Source organism: Tepidiforma flava (genome assembly GCF_027594505.1).
GTDB classification, from domain to species: Bacteria; Chloroflexota; Dehalococcoidia; order Tepidiformales; family Tepidiformaceae; genus Tepidiforma; species Tepidiforma flava.
In genome coordinates, this window is sequence record NZ_CP115149.1 from 2460535 (window position 1) to 2478151 (window position 17617).

Annotated in this window: 15 protein-coding genes and 3 tRNA genes; 11 read left to right on the forward strand and 7 right to left on the reverse strand. The window is 69.9% G+C overall.

Annotated features, from left to right (window positions below):
• Nucleotides 1-48: 48 nt before the first annotated feature.
• Complete coding sequence (locus O0235_RS13495) at nt 49-2784, forward strand: helicase C-terminal domain-containing protein (RefSeq protein WP_270056295.1); 2736 nt, start codon at nt 49-51, stop codon at nt 2782-2784.
• A complete protein-coding gene (locus O0235_RS13500) occupies nt 2781-3161 on the forward strand; it encodes a GNAT family N-acetyltransferase (RefSeq protein ID WP_270056296.1) in 381 nt (126 codons plus the stop codon). The genes O0235_RS13495 and O0235_RS13500 overlap by 4 nt, the downstream gene beginning before the upstream one ends.
• Here O0235_RS13500 and O0235_RS13505 read toward each other — a convergent pair.
• Both O0235_RS13505 and acnA read right to left on the reverse strand, forming a co-directional pair.
• On the reverse strand, nt 3158-4387 hold the full coding sequence (locus tag O0235_RS13505) for an NADP-dependent isocitrate dehydrogenase (protein WP_270056297.1): 1230 nt from the start codon (nt 4385-4387) through the stop codon (nt 3158-3160). The genes O0235_RS13500 and O0235_RS13505 overlap by 4 nt on opposite strands.
• Before the next feature lie 21 nt (nt 4388-4408).
• Entirely contained in the window at nt 4409-7102 is a 2694-nt protein-coding gene (acnA, locus tag O0235_RS13510) for an aconitate hydratase AcnA (protein WP_270056298.1), read from the reverse strand.
• A 454-nt stretch (nt 7103-7556) separates the two neighbouring features.
• Here acnA and O0235_RS13515 point away from each other — a divergent pair, with 454 nt between their 5' ends.
• The 3 genes from O0235_RS13515 to O0235_RS13525 all read left to right on the forward strand — a co-directional run bounded on the left by O0235_RS13515 (nt 7557) and on the right by O0235_RS13525 (nt 10244).
• Entirely contained in the window at nt 7557-8024 is a 468-nt protein-coding gene (locus O0235_RS13515) for a zinc-ribbon domain containing protein (protein WP_270056299.1), read from the forward strand.
• 48 nt (nt 8025-8072) lie between these two features.
• Nucleotides 8073-8148 (forward strand) — tRNA-Ile (locus O0235_RS13520).
• A gap of 149 nt (nt 8149-8297) precedes the next feature.
• Nucleotides 8298-10244, forward strand: coding sequence for a flavin-containing monooxygenase (locus O0235_RS13525; RefSeq protein WP_270056300.1), 1947 nt, complete (start codon nt 8298-8300; stop codon nt 10242-10244).
• 18 nt (nt 10245-10262) lie between these two features.
• On the opposite strand, the gene O0235_RS13530 is transcribed toward O0235_RS13525, so the two are convergent.
• Genes O0235_RS13530 through O0235_RS13550 form a run of 5 tightly spaced genes read right to left on the reverse strand, consistent with a single transcriptional unit; the run spans nt 10263 to nt 14059 of the window.
• Entirely contained in the window at nt 10263-11981 is a 1719-nt protein-coding gene (locus O0235_RS13530; protein ID WP_270056301.1) for a proline--tRNA ligase, read from the reverse strand.
• Nucleotides 11982-12036: 55 nt separating this feature from the next.
• Entirely contained in the window at nt 12037-12501 is a 465-nt protein-coding gene (gene dtd, locus O0235_RS13535; protein ID WP_270056302.1) for a D-aminoacyl-tRNA deacylase, read from the reverse strand.
• The gene (locus O0235_RS13540) at nt 12498-13115 is read right to left on the reverse strand and encodes a TetR/AcrR family transcriptional regulator (protein WP_270056303.1); all 618 of its coding nucleotides are present in this window, start codon (nt 13113-13115) and stop codon (nt 12498-12500) included. The genes dtd and O0235_RS13540 overlap by 4 nt, the downstream gene beginning before the upstream one ends.
• Complete coding sequence (locus O0235_RS13545) at nt 13105-13713, reverse strand: TetR/AcrR family transcriptional regulator (RefSeq protein WP_270056304.1); 609 nt, start codon at nt 13711-13713, stop codon at nt 13105-13107. The genes O0235_RS13540 and O0235_RS13545 overlap by 11 nt, the downstream gene beginning before the upstream one ends.
• 58 nt (nt 13714-13771) lie before the next feature.
• Entirely contained in the window at nt 13772-14059 is a 288-nt protein-coding gene (locus tag O0235_RS13550; RefSeq protein WP_270056305.1) for an FmdB family zinc ribbon protein, read from the reverse strand.
• A gap of 109 nt (nt 14060-14168) precedes the next feature.
• Between O0235_RS13550 and O0235_RS13555 the strand changes: the two genes are divergently transcribed.
• The 6 genes from O0235_RS13555 (at nt 14169) to O0235_RS13580 (ending at nt 17597) form a co-directional block, all read left to right on the forward strand.
• Nucleotides 14169-14256, forward strand: a tRNA-Ser gene (locus O0235_RS13555).
• A 54-nt stretch (nt 14257-14310) separates the two neighbouring features.
• Nucleotides 14311-14387: transfer RNA gene (locus tag O0235_RS13560), tRNA-Pro, on the forward strand.
• A gap of 66 nt (nt 14388-14453) precedes the next feature.
• The gene (locus tag O0235_RS13565) at nt 14454-14897 is read left to right on the forward strand and encodes a S1 domain-containing protein (RefSeq protein WP_270056306.1); all 444 of its coding nucleotides are present in this window, start codon (nt 14454-14456) and stop codon (nt 14895-14897) included.
• Nucleotides 14894-15931: a low-specificity L-threonine aldolase gene (ltaE, locus tag O0235_RS13570; protein ID WP_270056307.1), complete on the forward strand. Its 1038-nt coding sequence runs from the start codon at nt 14894-14896 to the stop codon at nt 15929-15931. The genes O0235_RS13565 and ltaE overlap by 4 nt, the downstream gene beginning before the upstream one ends.
• On the forward strand, nt 15928-16701 hold the full coding sequence (locus tag O0235_RS13575) for a DUF3108 domain-containing protein (RefSeq protein WP_270056308.1): 774 nt from the start codon (nt 15928-15930) through the stop codon (nt 16699-16701). Before ltaE ends, O0235_RS13575 begins: the two co-directional genes overlap by 4 nt.
• A gap of 257 nt (nt 16702-16958) precedes the next feature.
• On the forward strand, nt 16959-17597 hold the full coding sequence (locus O0235_RS13580) for a winged helix-turn-helix transcriptional regulator (protein ID WP_270056309.1): 639 nt from the start codon (nt 16959-16961) through the stop codon (nt 17595-17597).
• Nucleotides 17598-17617: the final 20 nt, after the last annotated feature.

The window sequence follows — 17617 nt, forward strand, 5'->3', positions numbered from 1 at the left end:
CGCGCCCCGGATAGACTCGGAGTCGCGTCCCGTACGGATGTTCGAACCATGACCGCCTACATTGCGCTCGACCTCGAAACGACCGGCCTGGACCCGGCACGCGACCGGATCATCGAGGTTGGCGCCATCCGCTTCACGGAGGCCGGCGAGGAGGCGGAGTTCTCGAGCCTCGTGAACCCGGGCCGGCGGCTGTCGCCGTTCATCGAGCGGCTCACCGGGATCACCAGCCAGGATGTCGCGGGGGCGCCGCCGCTCGAGCGCATCGCCGAGGAGCTGCGGCGGTTCGTCGCGGGGCACACCATCGTCGGGCACAACATCGAATTCGACCTCGAATTCCTGCGCGCCGCCGGGGTGGACAGCATCGCCGACGCGATCGATACCGCTACGCTTGCCCGCCTGCTGCTGCCTGAGCTGAAGAATCACGGCCTCGCCGATGTCGCGGAGGCGCTGGGCCTGGAGCTGGACGGCCGCCACCGTGCGCTTTCGGATGCGCGGCTGGCTGCGCGGGTGTTCACCGGGCTGCTCCGCCTGGCGCGCGCCGTCGAACCGTCGAGGAGAGCCGTGCTGGCGGGCCTGGTCGCGGAGGACTCGCCATCGCTGGCGCGGGTGCTCTCGGCGGACGCGGAGCCGGTGCCGCCGAAACCGTCCATCCTCCCGGTGCCGCCGCCGTTCCATGCTCCGCCGCCGCTGGCGCCGCGGAATCCCCCGGTGCGCATCGGGCGAGGCGACGTCGAAGCCGTGTTCCGCGCGCTCGCGGGTGGGCTGCCGGGCTTCGAGCAGCGCGAGGAGCAGATGGCGATGGCCGAGGCCGTGCGCCGGGCTTTCGACCACGGCGGCCACCTGATGGTCGAGGCCGGCACCGGCGTCGGCAAGTCGCTCGCCTACCTGGTGCCTGCCGCGCTCGATGCGGTGCGCAACGGGCGGCGGGCGGTGGTCAGCACGAACACCATCGCGCTGCAGGAGCAGCTGCTCCAGAAAGACATCCCGGTGCTCCGGGAGGCGCTCGTCCGGGCCGGGGTCATCCGGCGGGAGGAAGACTTCCGGGTCTCGCTGTTGAAGGGTCGCGGCAACTACCTGTGTTATGCGCGGTGGCTGGCGAGCTACGTCTCCGGCGCCCGCGACCCGGATGTGGCGCGGCTGAGCGCGAACATCCTGCTCTGGATCGAGCAGACCCGGACCGGCGACCGGGCTGAACTCCGGCTGGGGCCGGAGGACTGGACGACCTGGGCGCGCCTCTCGGCGGCCGATGCGGATTGCCTGTCGCGCCAGCACCGCCACGTCCGCGAAGGCAACTGCTTCCTCTGGCGGGCCCGGAAGACGGCCGAATCTGCGCACCTGCTGATCGTGAACCACGCCCTCCTGCTGGCCGATATCGCCTCGGGCGGCAGCGCCATCCCATCGTTCGACCACCTCATCGTCGACGAGGCGCACAACCTGGAGGACGTCGCGACGCAGCAGTTCGGCGGGGCGCTCACGGCGCGGGCGCTCGGCGAAGCGCTCGACGGCATCCACCGGCCGGGGACGCGCGAGCACCGGGAGGGCGGCGCGGTGCTGCTCCTGCGCTCGTTCGAGGGAGAGCCGTACGCCGGCGCGGCGCGCGCCCTGCTGGGGCTTGCCGGCGCCGCGCGCGAGGCGGCGCGGCCGTTCTTCGAGGCGGTCGGGTCGCTGCCCGGCCGGGATGGCGAGGGCGAGCGCATGCTGCTCAGTTCCATCGCCCGGCGGGAGCCGGCATGGGAGCGGGTCGAAGCGCTCTGGGAGGCGCTGGCTGCGCAGCTCGACCGGGTGGAGCGCGCCGGGGAAGAAGCCGGGCGCCTGCTCGGAAACGCGCCGGTGGAAGCCGCCTCGGAGCTGGCGGGCGAGTTCCTTGCGCCGTTCCGGCGGCTGGCCGACCTGCGCCGGCTGGGCGAGCAGATCGTCAACCCCTCGGGCGCCGAGATGATCACCTGGGCGGAGCGCACCCGCGACGGGCTCGGCTCGCTCCACATGGCGCCCATCGACGTGGGGCCGATCCTCTGGGAGCAGGTGTTCGAGCCGCGCCGGGCGGTGGTCGCGACCAGCGCGACGCTCAGCGCGAACCACGACATGTCGTTCGCAGCCCAGCGGCTGGGCCTGCGGGACCCCGAAACGCTCGAACTCGGATCGCCGTTCGACTACGAACGGGCGGCGCTGCTGGCGGCGGTCGATGACCTCCCGGAGCCGAACCACCCGGACTTCCCGACCCGGCTGGCGGCAGCCATCGGACAGCTGGCGCTGGCATCCCGGGGCCGCGCGATGGCGCTCTTCACCTCCAACGCGCTCCTGCGGCAGGTCTCTGACCTGGTCCGGCCGCTGGTGGAGCCGGCCGGCATCGTGGTGCTGGCGCAGGGCATCGACGGCACACCGCGCTGGATTACGGAGCAGCTCCGGGAGAATCACGAGACCCTCGTGCTCGGCAGCGCGAGCTTCTGGGAGGGAGTGGACATCCGGGGCGAGGCGCTCTCGCTCGTGATGATCACGCGGCTGCCGTTCGACGTGCCGACCGACCCGGTGGCCCGGGCGCGCGCCGAGCAGTATGACGACCCGTTCAACCAGTACCAGGTGCCGGCGGCGATCCTCCGCTTCCGGCAGGGCTTCGGCCGGCTCATCCGCGACCGGCGGGACCGGGGTGTCGTCGCCGTGTTCGACCGCCGGCTGTGGGAGAAGCGGTACGGGCGCCAGTTCATCGATTCGCTTCCCCCGTGCACGCGCTTCAAAGGCTCGACGCGCGAGGTGGCGGCAGCGATCGAAGAATGGCTGGACCGGTGAGTGACCTCGCCGGGCCGCTGGCGTCCCGCGGCGAGCGGGTGGAGCTCGTTCCCGACGGCGCCGACCGGCTGACGGTCGTGCGCGCTTCGAGCGGGGAGACCCTCGGGCGGGTCGAGGTGCGCGGGGGGCTGGCCCACGAGGAGCTCCTCATCTGGGAGCTGTGCATCGAACCGGAGCACCGCGGCTATGGCGCCGGTTCCGAGGCCGCGCGCCTGCTGGCGGGGACGGCAAAATCGGCCGGGTGGGCGAGCCTGCGGGCGCGCGCCCACCCGGAGTACGGGCTCTCGGTGTATTTCTGGATTCGGATGGGCTTCCGGCCCCTCCATGGGGAGGGGCCGGAAGGCGGCATCTGGTTCGTGCGGGACCTGGCCCGCTAGGCGTTTGCCCAGGCCGCCATCTTCGCCCGGAGGTTCCGGTCGAGCTCGTCCAGGAACTCCTCGGTGGTCAGCCAGGGCGTGTCGGCCGAGACCAGGATGGCGAGGTCCTTCGTCATCTTCCCGCTCTCGACCGTTTCGACGCAGACCTGTTCGAGCGTCTCGGCGAAGCGGGCGACTTCCGGCGTGCCGTCGAGTTTGGCGCGGAATGCCAGGCCGCGGGTCCAGGCGAAGATGGACGCGATCGGGTTCGTGGACGTCTTCTCTCCCCGCTGGTGCGCCCGGTAGTGCCGGGTGACGGTCCCGTGCGCGGCTTCCGCCTCGCAGGTCTTGCCGTCCGGCGTCAGCAGGACGGAAGTCATGAGGCCGAGCGAGCCGAACCCCTGCGCCACGGCGTCGGACTGGACGTCGCCGTCGTAGTTCTTGCAGGCCCAGACGTAGCCGCCTTCCCACTTGAGCGACGAGGCGACCATGTCGTCAATGAGCCGGTGCTCGTAGGTGAGGCCGCGGGCGCGGAACTCGTCGGCGAACTCAGCGTCGAAGACTTCCTGGAAGATGTCCTTGAAGCGGCCGTCGTAGGCCTTCAGGATCGTGTTCTTCGTCGAGAGGTAGACCGGGTAGTTCCGCTCGAGGCCGTAGCGGAACGAGGCGCGGGCGAAGTCCCGGATCGAATCGTCGAAGTTGTACATCCCCATCGCGATACCGGGGCCATCGAACTTTGCGACCTCGAGTTCGATCGGCTCGCCGCCGCCCTCGGGAACCCAGCTGATGGTGACCTTGCCGGGGCCGGGGACGCGAAAGTCCGTGGCGCGGTACTGGTCGCCGTGGGCGTGGCGGCCGATGACGATAGGCTTCGTCCAGCCCGAGACGAGACGCGGGATGTTGCGGCAGATGATGGGCTCGCGGAAGACGACGCCGCCGAGGATGTTCCGGATGGTGCCGTTCGGCGACTTCCACATCTGTTTGAGGTTGAACTCCTTGACGCGCGCCTCATCGGGGGTGATGGTGGCGCACTTCACGCCGACGCCGTGCTTCTTGATGGCGTAGGCGGCGTCGATGGTCACCTGGTCGTTCGTCGCGTCGCGGTGCTCGATGCCCAGGTCGTAGTACTCGAGCTGGATGTCGAGGTACGGGAGGATGAGCTTCTCCTTGATGTAGCGCCAGATGATGCGCGTCATCTCGTCGCCGTCGAGCTCGACGACCGGGTTTTTGACCTTGATCTTGTCCATCGTGCGGTACCTCTCCGTTGTTCAGGCGCCCGGGTTGGCTGCGATCTGGCGAAGGACGTAGGGCAGGATGCCGTCGTGCCGGTAGTAATCGAGTTCGACCGGCGTATCGATCCGGCAGAGCGTCTTGAACGTCACCGTCGAACCGTCGTCGCGCCGTGCGGTCACTTCGAGGATGGCGCGGGGCGCGAGCCCGTCCGCGATGCCGCGGATGGTGAAGACCTCCGTGCCGGTCAGCCCGAGCGATTCGCGGTTTTCCCCGGGGAGGAACTGGAGCGGCAGGACGCCCATGCCCACGAGGTTGCTGCGGTGGATGCGCTCGTACGATTCGGCGATGACAGCGCGGACGCCGAGGAGCTTCACGCCCTTCGCCGCCCAGTCGCGCGAAGAGCCGGTGCCGTACTCCTTCCCGGCGATGACGAGCAGGGGCACGCCCTCCTGCCGGTATTTCACCGAGGCGTCGAAGATGGTCATCTCCTCGCCGTCGGGCAGGTGGCGGGTCACGCCGCCTTCGGTGCCGGGGGCGAGCAGGTTCCGGAGACGGATGTTGGCGAACGTCCCGCGCACCATCACCTCGTCATGTCCGCGGCGGGCGCCGTACTGGTTGAAGTCCTCCCGGGCGACGCCCATTTCGCGGAGCCACGCGCCGGCCGGGCTGTTGGGGCTGATGTTGCCGGCGGGCGAGATATGGTCGGTGGTCACGGAATCGCCGACCATGACGAGCACCCGCGCGCCGTCGATATCGGTGAGTGGGGGCGGCGCCATCGAAAGGTTGTCGAAGTAGGGCGCCTTCTTGATGTACGTCGAGCGCGGGTCCCATGCGAACAGGTCGCCCGAGGGCGTCGGCAGGTTCCGCCAGCGCTCGTCGCCTTTGAAGACGTCGGCGTACTTTCGGCGGAACATCTCGGAGCGGACTGACGTGCGGATGGCCGCTTCGACCTCGACCTGCGATGGCCAGATGTCGGCGAGGTAGACGGGCTTCCCGTCGCTGCCCACGGCGATGGGCTCGGTGGCGAAATCGATGTCCATCCGGCCTGCGAGGGCGTAGGCGACGACGAGCGGCGGCGAGGCAAGGTAGTTTGCGCGCGTGTCGGGGTTGACCCGGCCTTCGAAGTTCCGGTTGCCGGAGAGGACCGCAACGGCGACGAGGTCGTTCTGCCGGATGGCGTCGCTGATGTGGGGGTCGAGGGGACCGGAGTTCCCGATGCAGGTCGTGCAGCCGTAGCCCACGAGGTTGAAGCCGAGCCGGTCGAGGAAGGGCGTCAGGCCCGCCTCGGCGAGGTATTCGGTGACGACCTGCGAGCCGGGCGCGAGGCTCGTCTTGACCCACGGGGGCGTCGAGAGGCCGCGCTCGACCGCCTTCTTCGCGAGGAGCCCGGCGCCGAGCATCACCTCCGGGTTGGAGGTGTTGGTGCAGCTGGTGATCGCGGCGATGACGACGGAGCCGTGGCGGAGTTCGAAGGTCGAGCCGTCGTGCACCGCCGCCGTCGCGGTGAGCTTCTCGGGCGGCACCATCGCGGCGAGGTTCCGCTCCCAGTCGGCCTTCGCCTCGCGCAGCGGCACGCGGTCCTGCGGCCGGCGGGGGCCGGCGATAGAGGGTTCGACGTCGCCGAGGTCCAGCTCGAGGGTGTCGGAGAAGACCGGGTCGGGCGTGTCGTCGGTGCGGAAGAGGCCCTGCGCCTTGCAGTACGCTTCGACGAGCTGGACGAGGTGCTCATCGCGGCCGGTGAAGCGGAGGTAGGCGAGCGTTTCCTCGTCGACGGGGAAGAAGCCCATGGTCGCGCCGTACTCGGGCGCCATGTTCGCGATGGTCGCGCGGGCTGCGAGGGGGAGCCCGGTGAGGCCGGTACCGTAGAACTCGACGAACTTCCCGACGACGCCGCGCTCGCGGAGCATCTGGGTGACGCGCAGCACGAGGTCCGTGCCGGTCGCGCCTTCCCGGAGCTTGCCGGTCAGGCGGAAGCCGACGACTTCGGGGATGAGCATCGCGACGGGCTGGCCGAGCATCGCAGCCTCGGCCTCGATGCCGCCGACGCCCCAGCCGAGGACGCCGAGCCCGTTCACCATCGTGGTGTGCGAATCGGTGCCGACGAGCGTGTCCGGGTAGGCCTGCAGCTCGCCGTCGACGTCGTTCGTGAAGACGACGGAGGCCAGGTACTCGAGGTTGACCTGGTGGACGATGCCGGTGCCGGGCGGCACCACGCGGAAGTTCCGGAAGGCCTGCTGGCCCCAGCGGAGGAACTGGTAGCGTTCGCGGTTCCGCTCGAACTCGATTTCGACGTTCTTTTCGAAGGCGTCCGGGGTCGCGTAGCGGTCGACCTGCACCGAATGGTCGATGACGAGGTCGACTCGCTGGAGCGGGTTGATCCGCGCCGGGTCGCCGCCCAGCGCCACGATGGCGTCGCGCATCGAAGCCAGGTCGACGACGACGGGGACGCCGGTGAAGTCCTGCAGGAGCACGCGGGCGGGGGTGAAGGCGATCTCGCGGTCATTGCCGGAATTCGGCACCCAGCCCGCGAGGGCGGCGATGTCGTCCGCCGTCACCGCGCGGCCGTCTTCGAGGCGGAGCAGGTTTTCGAGCAGGATCTTGAGGGAGAACGGGAGCCGGTCGACGCCGGCAAAACCGCGCTCGCGAAGCGCATCGAGCGCGAAGTACGTGTAGGTGGCGCCCCCGGCGGAGAGGACGCGCCGTGCGCCGAAGGAATTGGGGTGAGCCATCGAAACCTCCAGGGCGGGTGACGGAATCCGACAGTTGGCGCGGCCGGCGATGCGGCGCGCGGCTACCTGGAGGAAAACGGCGGACCGGTGCCCATGTCCCAAGCCTCCTTCCACAGATGTGGCGGTACTTGGGCCCTTTCCCGGACGTGAGCCGGGGAACCATCCGGCCGAGTTCCGCGACTTCTCCCCGGGATGAGGAGACCGTTGGGCCCGGATCGGCGCTGAACGAGATGGCCGATGGCAAGTATACCCCCGGGCCGCAGTTCCGCGCCCGCCGGCGGTCCGGTGCGCATGGGGCACGGCAATCATCGCGGGCGGTTAATGACAGGGCGCCGGCGAACCTGTTACTCTCGGATTGGTAACCRGGTTCCATCGGCCTCACGGAGAGGTCATTTCGCCAGTCCCGGAAACGCTCGATGACCGCAGGTTCCACGAATTCTTGGAGGGTCATCGAGTGTCCTTCGCGGATAAAACGCTCGTCTGTGTCGATTGCAGCGAGTCCTTCACGTTCACCGCAGGCGAGCAGGAGTTCCACGCTTCGAAAGGGTTCACGCAGGAGCCGCGGCGCTGCCCGTCCTGCCGCCGGGCCCGGAAGGGCGTGCAGGGCGGCGGCGCACCCGGCGCCGATTCGCGGCCGCCGCGGCAGCTCTACGATGCGGTCTGCGCCTCGTGTGGCAAGCCGGCTAAGGTGCCGTTCGAGCCGCGGAGCGGCCGGCCCGTCTATTGCAGCGACTGCTTCCAGCCGCAGCCCCGCGGCCTGAGCCACACGGCCGGGCGGCCGGCGGGCCGGGAGCCGCGCGGCGGCGGTTTCGGCGGCGGCTTCAGCAGCTGGGGCGATTTCGAACCGATGGAGCGGGGAGGCGGCCGCGGCGGCCGCGGCTGGAACGACCGCAAGGGCGGCGGCAAAGGACGCCGCTGGTAATCCCGCTTCGGCGCGAGTCCTGGCTCCCCGCTGGTATGATGCGGCCGGGGGCCCGTAGCTCAGCGGTGAGAGCAGTCGGCTCATAACCGATCGGTCCCGGGTTCGAATCCTGGCGGGCCCACCAGCGCGTCGCGGCGGCGAGGCTGCGAAACGTCCGCTCGGCTCCTGCGGCGGCGGCCGTTCGGCCGTGATGCGCGCGCGATGCTTCGGAACACGCTAACCTTTGTCCGGAAGCACTGCGGCCGACCCGGCCGTGAGGAGGAGACAGCACCGATGCCGATCAGCCGCCCCATCGAACCGCTCGTCGCGACCGACGAGGAGCTCCGCAAGGCGCTCGAGGACGCGTTCCTGCCGGCACTCCTGCCGGCCCTCGCCCAGGCCACCGGCGATTTTTCGATTCTGCGGGAGTCGCTCCGGCCGCCCGGGGTCGCGCCGGGTGTGCAGCAGGGCGGCATGACGCCGGCGCAGCAGGCGGAGGCGCGCGAAGTGGCCTTCGAGGCGCTGAAGAAGCTGCGGGACGGCCAGGTCGCGCCGAACTCGGTCCCAATCGAGGAGGCGCTGCTGCGCATCACGGCCTGGATGACGGGCTCGCCGGCATCCGAGGACTACATCCCGCTGCTGCTCGAAGAGCTGGCCCCGGAAGGGCAGGACCCGCGCGCACCGGCGTGGCAGAAGGACCCGTCGGTGCCGTTCAAGGTCATCATCATCGGCGCGGGGATGTCCGGCATCCTCGCGGGCATCCGGCTGAAGCAGGCCGGCATCCCGTTCACCATCCTCGAGAAGAACCACGACGTCGGCGGCACCTGGCTCGAGAACACCTACCCGGGCGCGCGCGTCGACGTTTCGAACGCGTTCTACAGCTACTCCTTCGCGCAGAAGATCGACTGGCCGACGCATTACTCGACACAGCCCGTCCTGCTCGAGTATTTCCGCGAGTGCGCGCGGGAGTTCGGGGTGCGCGACCACGTCGAATTCAACACCGAAGTCACGCTGCTGGAATGGGACGACGACCGGGCTGAGTGGAGCGTGCACGTGCGGCGGGCCGACGGCACCGAAGAGGCGCTGCGGGCAAACGCCGTCATCAGCGCGGTCGGCCAGCTGAACCGGCCGAAGATCCCCGATATCCGCGGGCTCGAGCGGTTCCGCGGTCCGCAGTTCCACTCTGCGCGCTGGGACCATTCGGTGGACCTCGCGGGCAAGCGGGTCGCCGTCATCGGCACCGGCGCGAGCGCGGCCCAGTTCATCCCGGAGGTGGCCAAGGTCGCGGGCGAGGTCGTGATTTTCCAGCGGACGCCGAACTGGTACGTGCCGGTGCCGCACTACCACGATGAGGTGCCGGCCGGCCTGCAGTGGCTGTTCGCGCACGTGCCCCACTACGCGCACTGGTATCGGTTCTGGCTCTTCTGGAACACGACCGACGGCCTGCTCGCCGCGGCCAAGGTGGACCCCAACTGGCCGGACAAGAGCCGCTCGGTCGGCCCGGAGAACGAAAACCTCCGGCTTCTCCTGACCGCCTACCTGCAGATGCAGTTCGCCGACCGGCCGGACCTCCTGCCGAAGGTGCTGCCGGATTATCCCCCGGCGGCCAAGCGGCTCATCCTCGACAACGGCATCTGGGCGCAGACCCTCAAGCGCCCGAACGTGAAGCTCGTCACCGAGAAGATCCGCGAAGTCACCGAGACGGGCGTCGTGACGGACGACGGCACCGAATACCAGGCTGACGTGCTCATCTACGGCACCGGGTTCCAGGCCTCGAAGTTCCTGACGCCGATGCGGGTGCTTGGCCGGGGCGGGAAGGACCTCCACCGCGAATGGGACGGCGACGCCCGCGCGTACATGGGCATCACGGTGCCCGGCTTCCCGAACTTCTTCATGCTCTACGGCCCGAACACGAACATCGTGGTGAACGGCAGCATCATCTACTTCTCGGAGTGCGAGGTGCAGTACGTCCTGGGCTGCCTGAAGATGCTCTTCGACCGCGGCGAGCGGGCCCTCGACGTCCGCAAGGACGTCCACGACGCGTACAACGAGAAGATCGACCGCGGCAACCTCGAGCGCGTCTGGGGCGTGGCGACCGTGAACAGCTGGTATCGGAACGAGAAGGGCCGCTCAGCGCAGAACTGGCCGTTTAACCTCATCGAGTACTGGCAGCAGACCCGGGAGCCGAACCCGGCCGACTACGAGTTCATCCGCGAACGGGCGCTCGCCGGCGGCGACTGACCCGTCCGCTCGAGAGCGTCAGGCAGGGCCCGCGCCGAGCGCCTCGGCGCGGGCCTTTGCGACCGCGGCGGCGGCGTCGGCCGCGGGAAGGACTGCGGATTCGCTGCCCCGGCGGAACCGGAGCTCGACGCCGCCGCGCTCGAGCGACCGCGGGCTCACGGTGAGCCGCGCCGGCATCCCGATGAGGTCGGCGTCCTTGAATTTGATGCCCGGCGAATCGTCCCGGTCGTCGACCAGCGCTTCGAGACCGTGCGCGGCGAGGGCTGATTCGACCTGTCGAAGCGCCTCCGCGACGGCGGGCTCGCCGGCGCCGATGGCGACGACGTGCGCATCGAACGGGGCCACCTCCCACGGCCAGGCGATGCCGTCGGCGTCATGGTTGGCTTCGATGATCGCGGCGAGCATCCGCTCGACGCCGATGCCGTAGCATCCCATCACGCAGGGGCGGCGCTCGCCGGACTCGTCGAGGTAGTAGACGCCCATCTTCTCGGCGTAGAGCGTGCCCAGCTTGAAGACGTGCCCCATCTCGATGCCGCGCCGGGTTTCGAGCGGAGACCCGCAGGTGCGGCAGGCATCCCCGGCGCGCGCGAGGGCGATCTCGGCGACGAGGGTCGCCTGCCAGTCGCGGCCGTGGTTCAGGTTCCGCAGGTGGTAGTCGGGCTCGTTGGCGCCGCCGACGAGGTTGACGGCCTCGACGGCGCTGGTGTCGGCGACGATCGGCATGCCGCTGATGCCCACCGGGGAGGCGCTCCCGGCCACGAGCCCCAGATCCCGCACGGTCGCGTCGTCCATCGGCTCGACCTCCCGGGCGCCGAGCGCGTTCTTCAGCTTCACCTCGTTGACTTCGAGGTCGCCACGGATGGCGACGAAGACGGGCTTGCTGTCGGCGCGGTAGAAGACAGCCTTGAGCGTTTGCCGCGGTTCGACGCCGAGGAACGCGGCCACCTCGGCGATGGTGCGCTTGCCCGGGGTGTGCACCCGCTCGGCGGGGGCCTGTTCCCCCGGCAGGGGCGGCGGCGGGACGAACTCCGCCTTCTCGGCGTTCGCGGCGTAGCCGCAGCCGGGGCAGAGCAGGATGGTGTCTTCACCGGCATCGGTGAGGAACACGAACTCCTGGCTGTCCTTCCCGCCGATGGCGCCGGAGTCGGCGGCGACGGGCACGACCGGCACGCCGGCCCGGCGGAAGATGCGCTGGTAGGCCGCGAAGGCCGCGTCGTAGGAGGCGTCCAGCGTGTCCCAGCCGGTATCGAAGCTGTAGGCGTCCTTCATCGTGAATTCGCGCAGGCGGATGAGGCCGCCGCGCGGCCTCGGCTCGTCGCGAAATTTCGTCTGAATCTGGTAGAGCGTGACCGGGAGGTCGCGGTAGCTTTGGATGGTGCGGGATGCGAGGTAGGAGATGACCTCTTCGTGGGTCGGCCCGAGCGCGAACTCCCGCTCTTTCCGGTCGGTAAGGCGGAAGAGAGTCTGGCCCATGAGCGCGGCGCGGCCGCTCTGCTCCCAGAGCTCGATGGGGTGGAGGGCGGGGAGGTGGACCTCGAGCGCCCCGGAGGCGTTCATCTCCTCGCGGATGATGCGCTCGATGTTGCGGACCACGCGCCAGCCGAGGGGTGTGAAGCAGTAGAGGCCGGCGGCGAGCGGCACGACGAGGCCGGCGCGGAGCAGGAGCCGGTGGCTCGTCAGCTCCGCCTCGGCCGGGGCCTCGCGGAGCGTCTTCACGAGCAGCTGGCGCATGCGCATGGGCGTCCTCCCGGGAAGGTCGAGGCTCAACGTTGGGCGCCGCCCGGCCTYTCGGTCAAGCGCGGCGCGGACGGGCGAGCTCATCGGTGTCGAGCACCAGCGTCACCGGCCCGTCGTTCACCAGCTCGACCGCCATTTCGGCGCCGAAGACGCCCTCCCCGCACGGGATGCCGAGGCCCCGCACCGCCTCGATGAACGCCCGGTAGACCGGCTGGGCGGCGCGGCCGGGCGCGGCAGCTTCGAATGACGGCCGCCGGCCGCGCCGCACGTCGCCGTACAGGGTGAACTGGCTCACGCAGAGGATAGCCCCGCCGACCGCGGCGAGGTCGAGGTTCATGCGGCCGTCTGCGTCGTCGAAGACCCGGAGGCCTGCGATGCGCTGCGCGAACGCGCGGGCCGTCTCGGCCGTATCGCCGTGGGTGATGCCGAGCAGGACCAGGAGGCCGCGGCCGATGGAGGCGACGGTTTCGCCGCCGGCCCGGACCTCCGCGCGGCTCACGCGCTGCACGACCGCCCTCATGGGGCGGAGGCTGCTGCCGGGAGCGGGATCAGGTCCTGCACGGCGCGCGCCACCCGCGCCTGAACAGCGGGGTCGAGCATCGCCTGCGGGTAGTCGTCCCCGGTTTCGATTTCGAGCCGGAGGAGGTAGCCGGTGACGGCGGCCATGAAGAGGTCGACGAGGGCGGCGGCGCGCGGCCCGGCGGCAGCGAAATGTTCATGGAGCGCCTGGCGCCACCTCGCGCGGGAAGCGTTGCGCAGCGCCGTGGCGGTCGCGTCTGAGCGGAGCACCTCGCGGGCGACGAGGCGGAGGTACGAGAAATTCCGGGCTGACAGGCGCATAGTCGCGATGACCAGGTCGGCGATACGCTCCCGCGTCAGGGGCGCGCCCGGCTCGGCCCGGGGAAATTCGCCGGACGGCGCCTCGTTCCAGAGCGCCTCGAGGAGATGCCGCTTGGTTGGGAAGTAGTAGAAAACGGCGGCATCGGAGAGGCCGCAGCGGCTGGCGATGGAGCGCACCGACGTGCCATCGAAGCCGTCRCGCGCGAAGGCTTCCATCGCGACCGCGAGGATGCGGGCGCGGGTGTCGTCGCCCCGCGTGGGCTCGCCGGCCGGGCCGCCCGGGTCACGTGCCACAGGCTGCCTCCATCCCGAGGGCGCAGCGGATGAAGAAGCGGACGCGCTCGCGGAAGACCGGCTGGCGAAGGACGTCGCCGGCGGTGTTGCCGTAGGTCATCACGGCATCCCAGATCATGCCGCTGAGCGTGTGGAAGAGACGGTCGGCGGCGGCGGGGATGTCGCCGCCGTAGGAGGCCGTGCGAAGGATGTGCTCCACTTCGCCGCGGTAGCGCGCTTCCCCGTCGCGGAGGTAGGAGACGGCTGCCGGTTCGCCGCGCAGCTGCTGCTGAAGCATAGCGCGGACGAGCGCGGCGTTCTCCGCCCACCAGTCGAACATCGCTTCGAGGACGTCGACCGCCTCGTCGAGCGTCCGAGCGACAGGGGGCACCCGGTACTCGGGCTGCACCATGAGGGCGCGAAAGAGGTCGTACTTCCCGGGGAAGTAGTAATGGACGGCGGGGTCGCTCACGCCCGCCCGGCTGGCCACCATCCTGATGGAGGTGCCGTCGAAGCCGCGCTCGGCGAAGAGTTCGCGGGCCGCCTGGAGGATGCGGTTGCGGGTGGCGACAGCCTCCGGGGTTCGCGGTTCGCGCGCCTGGGGCAGCTGGTTCGCCATGGGCGAAGTATAGCCCTGCGACGGGTGACGGCGAAGATGAGTAAATCGTTGAATAGGGTCAGGAAGCGGCGGCGGCTTCGCCGGTCGATTCGCCGGCGGACGCGCTGGTGGAGGCCGACTCGGACTCAGACGCCGACCCGGCGGAATCGCTCAGGGCGGACTGCTTGTTGCGGCTGTCGGTGATGTACCAGCCGCTGCCTTTGAAGACGATGGGCGGAGCGTGGAGCACGCGCTTGGCGGTGCCTTTGCCGCATTCTTCGCAGGTGTGGGTCGTCGGCGCATCGAAGCCCTGGCGGAGTTCGTACCTCGCGTCGCAGGCCGGGCAGTGGTACTCGTAGGTCGGCAACGGTGCACCTCGGAGATGGGATCGGCTCGATTCCATGATTCGGCGATTAGCACTCCCATGTCAAGAGTGCTAAAGCGACCGAGGCGCGGGCGGAAGGTAGAATGGCGTCGGAGAGGTGCCCGAGTGGTTGAAGGGAACCGTCTTGAAAACGGTCGTGGGGCAACCCACCGTGGGTTCGAATCCCACCCTCTCCGCCAACCGGTCTCCCGGCTTTCGCGCAGAACCCCCTGCGGGCGTACCCTGTTCCGCAGCGGGGTGTAGCTCAGCCTGGCAGAGCGCCTGGTTTGGGGCCAGGAGGTCCCGCGTTCGAATCGCGGCACCCCGACCAATCAGCCGGCGGGGCGTCCCGTTCCCCGGGCCGCCGGCAGCCGGGGCCGCAGTACGGGGCAGCGAGATGAGTGACGAGTACGGCGTCGACCTCGACGAGGTTTTCCGGGTCATCGATACCGCCGAGGTGCTCGTCGTGCGGTTCCACTTCATCGACCGGCGCCTGCTCGTCGATTTCCGCACCCGGCCCGGCATCGAGCCTCTCGTCCGGGTCGTGCCGCGCGCGGAATCGGTCGAGGAGCGGTTTCGCTCCATCAAGCGGCTCCGGCCTGAGTTCCCCCTGCCGGAGCGCGTCCTCACCTTCCACTGGCCGCGTTCGGTTCCTGTCCTGCTCGCCAGCGGGGCCTGGCAGCGGCTCGTCGACCGGGCCTCCGCGCTCGGCTCCGATGAAACCACCGACGCCTGCGCCAGGGCGCTCGAAGAATTGATGTCGCTCGAGCGGAAGGAAGTCATCGGCGCTATCACGGGGGCCTCGCATTACCAGACGCTCTGGGAGCGGCGGGCCCGGTGACGGCCGTCATCGACCTCCGCAGCGACACGGTCACCAAGCCGACCCCCGGGATGCGCGCCGCGATGGCCGCCGCCGAGGTCGGCGATGACGTCTTCGGCGACGACCCGACGGTCAACCTGCTCGAGGCGCGCGCGGCCGAGGCTGTCGGCAAGGAGGCCGCCGTCTTCGTCCCCTCAGGAACGATGGCGAACCTCGTCGCGCTGCTGACCCATACCAACCCGGGCGACGAGGTGATCCTCGGGGACCAGTCGCACATCTTCCAGTACGAAGTCGGCGGAGTCGCCCGCGTGGCCGGCCTCGTGACCCGGACGCTCGCGAATTTGCCGGACGGGACCATCGACCCGGCTGAGCTGCGGGCCGCCATTCGGCCGGAAACGATCCATTCGCCGGGGAGCCGCCTCCTCTGCCTCGAGAACACGCACAACCGGTGCGCCGGCGCGGCGCTGCCGCCTGCGGCCGTCGGGGAGCTGGCGGAGATTGCCCGCCGCCGGGGCCTCGCGGTCCACCTCGACGGCGCGCGGATTTTCAACGCCGCGGCGGCGCTCGGGGTAACGGCCGCCGAGCTCGCCGCGCCGTGCGATTCGGTCTCGTTCTGCTTTTCGAAGGGTCTCGGCGCACCCGTTGGGTCCGTGCTCTGCGGCTCGCGCGAGTTCGTCGCCCGCGCGCGCCGGTTCAGGAAGCTGCTGGGCGGCGGGATGCGGCAAGCGGGCGTGCTTGCAGCGGCCGCACTCTACGCGCTGGAACATCACATCGAACGCCTGCCCGAAGACCACAAGCACGCCCGCCGCCTCGCGGAGGGGCTCGCGACCCTCGGTCCGTTCCGGCCCCTGCCGCCGCAGACGAACATCGTGGTCGTCGAGGCGCTCGAAGGCCGGGTCGACGACTGGATCGCGGCCTTCGCTGCCGAGGGCGTTCTCGCGGTCGCCTTCGGGCCGGGCCGCTTCCGGATGGTGACGCACCTCGACGTCAGCCGAGCCGACGTCGACGAGGCGCTCACCCGAATCTCACGCATCGTTGGAGCCGCGCACCGTTGAACATCCCGATTCGTCTTCTCGTGCCGGCGGTTGCCGCCGCCGCGCTGCTGACCGCCGCCTGCGGCTCGTCGGAGGAGCCCCCGGCCGAGCGGGTCTTCCTCGGCCCGCCGTGGACGGGCGACGAGCGCTACACGTACGACCTTCTCGCGAGCGGGCGGGAGCCGTACGGCACCTGTGTCCTCGAAACCGACGTCGAATTCGCGCCCGGCGTCACGAAGCTGAGCCGCCTCTGCAGCGACGAGCCGGGCCCGCACCGCGACGACGGGACCGCGGAGGTCGACGGCCAAACGCTCGAGCCGCTGCGCTCCAACCGGGTCCAGACGGACGCGGAGAAGAACCGCCGCATCTCCTTCACCTCGACCTACGAGTACCCCATCGTAAAGTTCCAGGCGGATGAGAACGGCAAGCTCCGGCAGACGGAGCGCGACCTGCCGCAGCCGACGGCGTCGAACCCGGACCCCGCCTACTACGACGACGAAACGATGCTCTGGCTGGTTCGCGGCATCGAACTGCGCACCGGCTACCAGGGCACCTACCGGAACGTCTCTGCGGCGACGGGTGCGGTGTTCGATGTGAAGCTCCGGGTGGAGGGGGAGGAAGAGGTGACCGTGCCGGCGGGGACGTTCCGCACCTGGAAGATTCGCATCAGCACATCGACGATTACCCAGTTCGCGTGGGTGGAGGTCGAAGCCCCCCACCGGGTGATAAAGGCGCGCGTCCACGGGCTGCAGGATGTGGACTACGTGCTGACGGGCAGCGGGCAACCCTAACGAAAGCAAGCAGGACGGGGCCAGCAGGGCCGGGGTATGCTGCCGTCCGGCGCCGGTGCCGCCCCCTCGCCGGGCGCCGAGAATCCCGCTGCGCGATGGGACCACGGAGGCTGAACGGTGGACCTTTTCGGGGGTTTGCTTTGCTTGACACCGGCTGGGCCGGTCACGAAGATGCAGCAACGCCTTTACCAGCCAGTCGGCCAGTCAATCGAATAGCCCGTATGCCATCCGTTTACGTCATCAGCCGGGAACCTCGCATGCGCGCCGCGGTCGCCGAATACCTCCGCGAGCGCGGCTATGATGCGGCGACCGCGGGGAGCTACGACCAGGCGATGGAAGTTTTGGGCGAGCGCTGGTTCGATGCGCTGGTGGTCGACGTGCAGGGATTGCCGCGCGGCGAGTCCGGCGCCACGTTCGCCCAGTTCAACCAGTGGCTGGCGCTTGCCCTGCACCGTCAGCCGCCCTCGATGATCTACCTGCTCCACAAGGGCGCGCGCCGTCCGCACTTCCGCATCGAAGGCGCGGTCATCAAGAAGCCGTTCCCGCTCGAGGCGCTTGGAGAGGCGTTGCGCGAATGTGTCGGGCTCCCGGGCCGAGACCACCGGGAGCGCGGTCTCGACCTCGACCTGGCGTCGAACACGCTGCGGTGCGGCGAACGGCAGGTGCACCTTACCAACATCGAGGCGACGCTCCTCGCATACTTGATGGAGCACGAGGGCGAAACGCTCCACCCGCGCGAGCTGCTCGTCGACGTGTGGCAGTACCACGATGCCGCCGGCGCCAGCACCCTCGTGCGGGCCCACGTGAGCAACCTCCGGCGGAAGCTGCGCGAGGTGCTCGGGACGGGCGACGCCATCCAGACGATCCGGGGCAAGGGCTACCGGTTCATCGCCTGACGCTCAGAGGTGATACGCGC

Excerpts from the sequence above, each read along its gene's own strand:
- O0235_RS13495 (WP_270056295.1), top strand. The coding sequence starts at position 49 with ATGACCGCCTACATTGCGCTCGACCTCGAAACGACCGGCCTGGACCCG.
- O0235_RS13505 (WP_270056297.1), bottom strand. The coding sequence starts at position 4,387 with ATGGACAAGATCAAGGTCAAAAACCCGGTCGTCGAGCTCGACGGCGAC.
- acnA (WP_270056298.1), bottom strand. The coding sequence starts at position 7,102 with ATGGCTCACCCCAATTCCTTCGGCGCACGGCGCGTCCTCTCCGCCGGG.
- O0235_RS13525 (WP_270056300.1), top strand. The coding sequence starts at position 8,298 with ATGCCGATCAGCCGCCCCATCGAACCGCTCGTCGCGACCGACGAGGAG.
- O0235_RS13530 (WP_270056301.1), bottom strand. The coding sequence starts at position 11,981 with ATGCGCATGCGCCAGCTGCTCGTGAAGACGCTCCGCGAGGCCCCGGCC.
- dtd (WP_270056302.1), bottom strand. The coding sequence starts at position 12,501 with ATGAGGGCGGTCGTGCAGCGCGTGAGCCGCGCGGAGGTCCGGGCCGGC.
- O0235_RS13545 (WP_270056304.1), bottom strand. The coding sequence starts at position 13,713 with ATGGCGAACCAGCTGCCCCAGGCGCGCGAACCGCGAACCCCGGAGGCT.
- O0235_RS13565 (WP_270056306.1), top strand. The coding sequence starts at position 14,454 with ATGAGTGACGAGTACGGCGTCGACCTCGACGAGGTTTTCCGGGTCATC.
- O0235_RS13580 (WP_270056309.1), top strand. The coding sequence starts at position 16,959 with ATGCGCGCCGCGGTCGCCGAATACCTCCGCGAGCGCGGCTATGATGCG.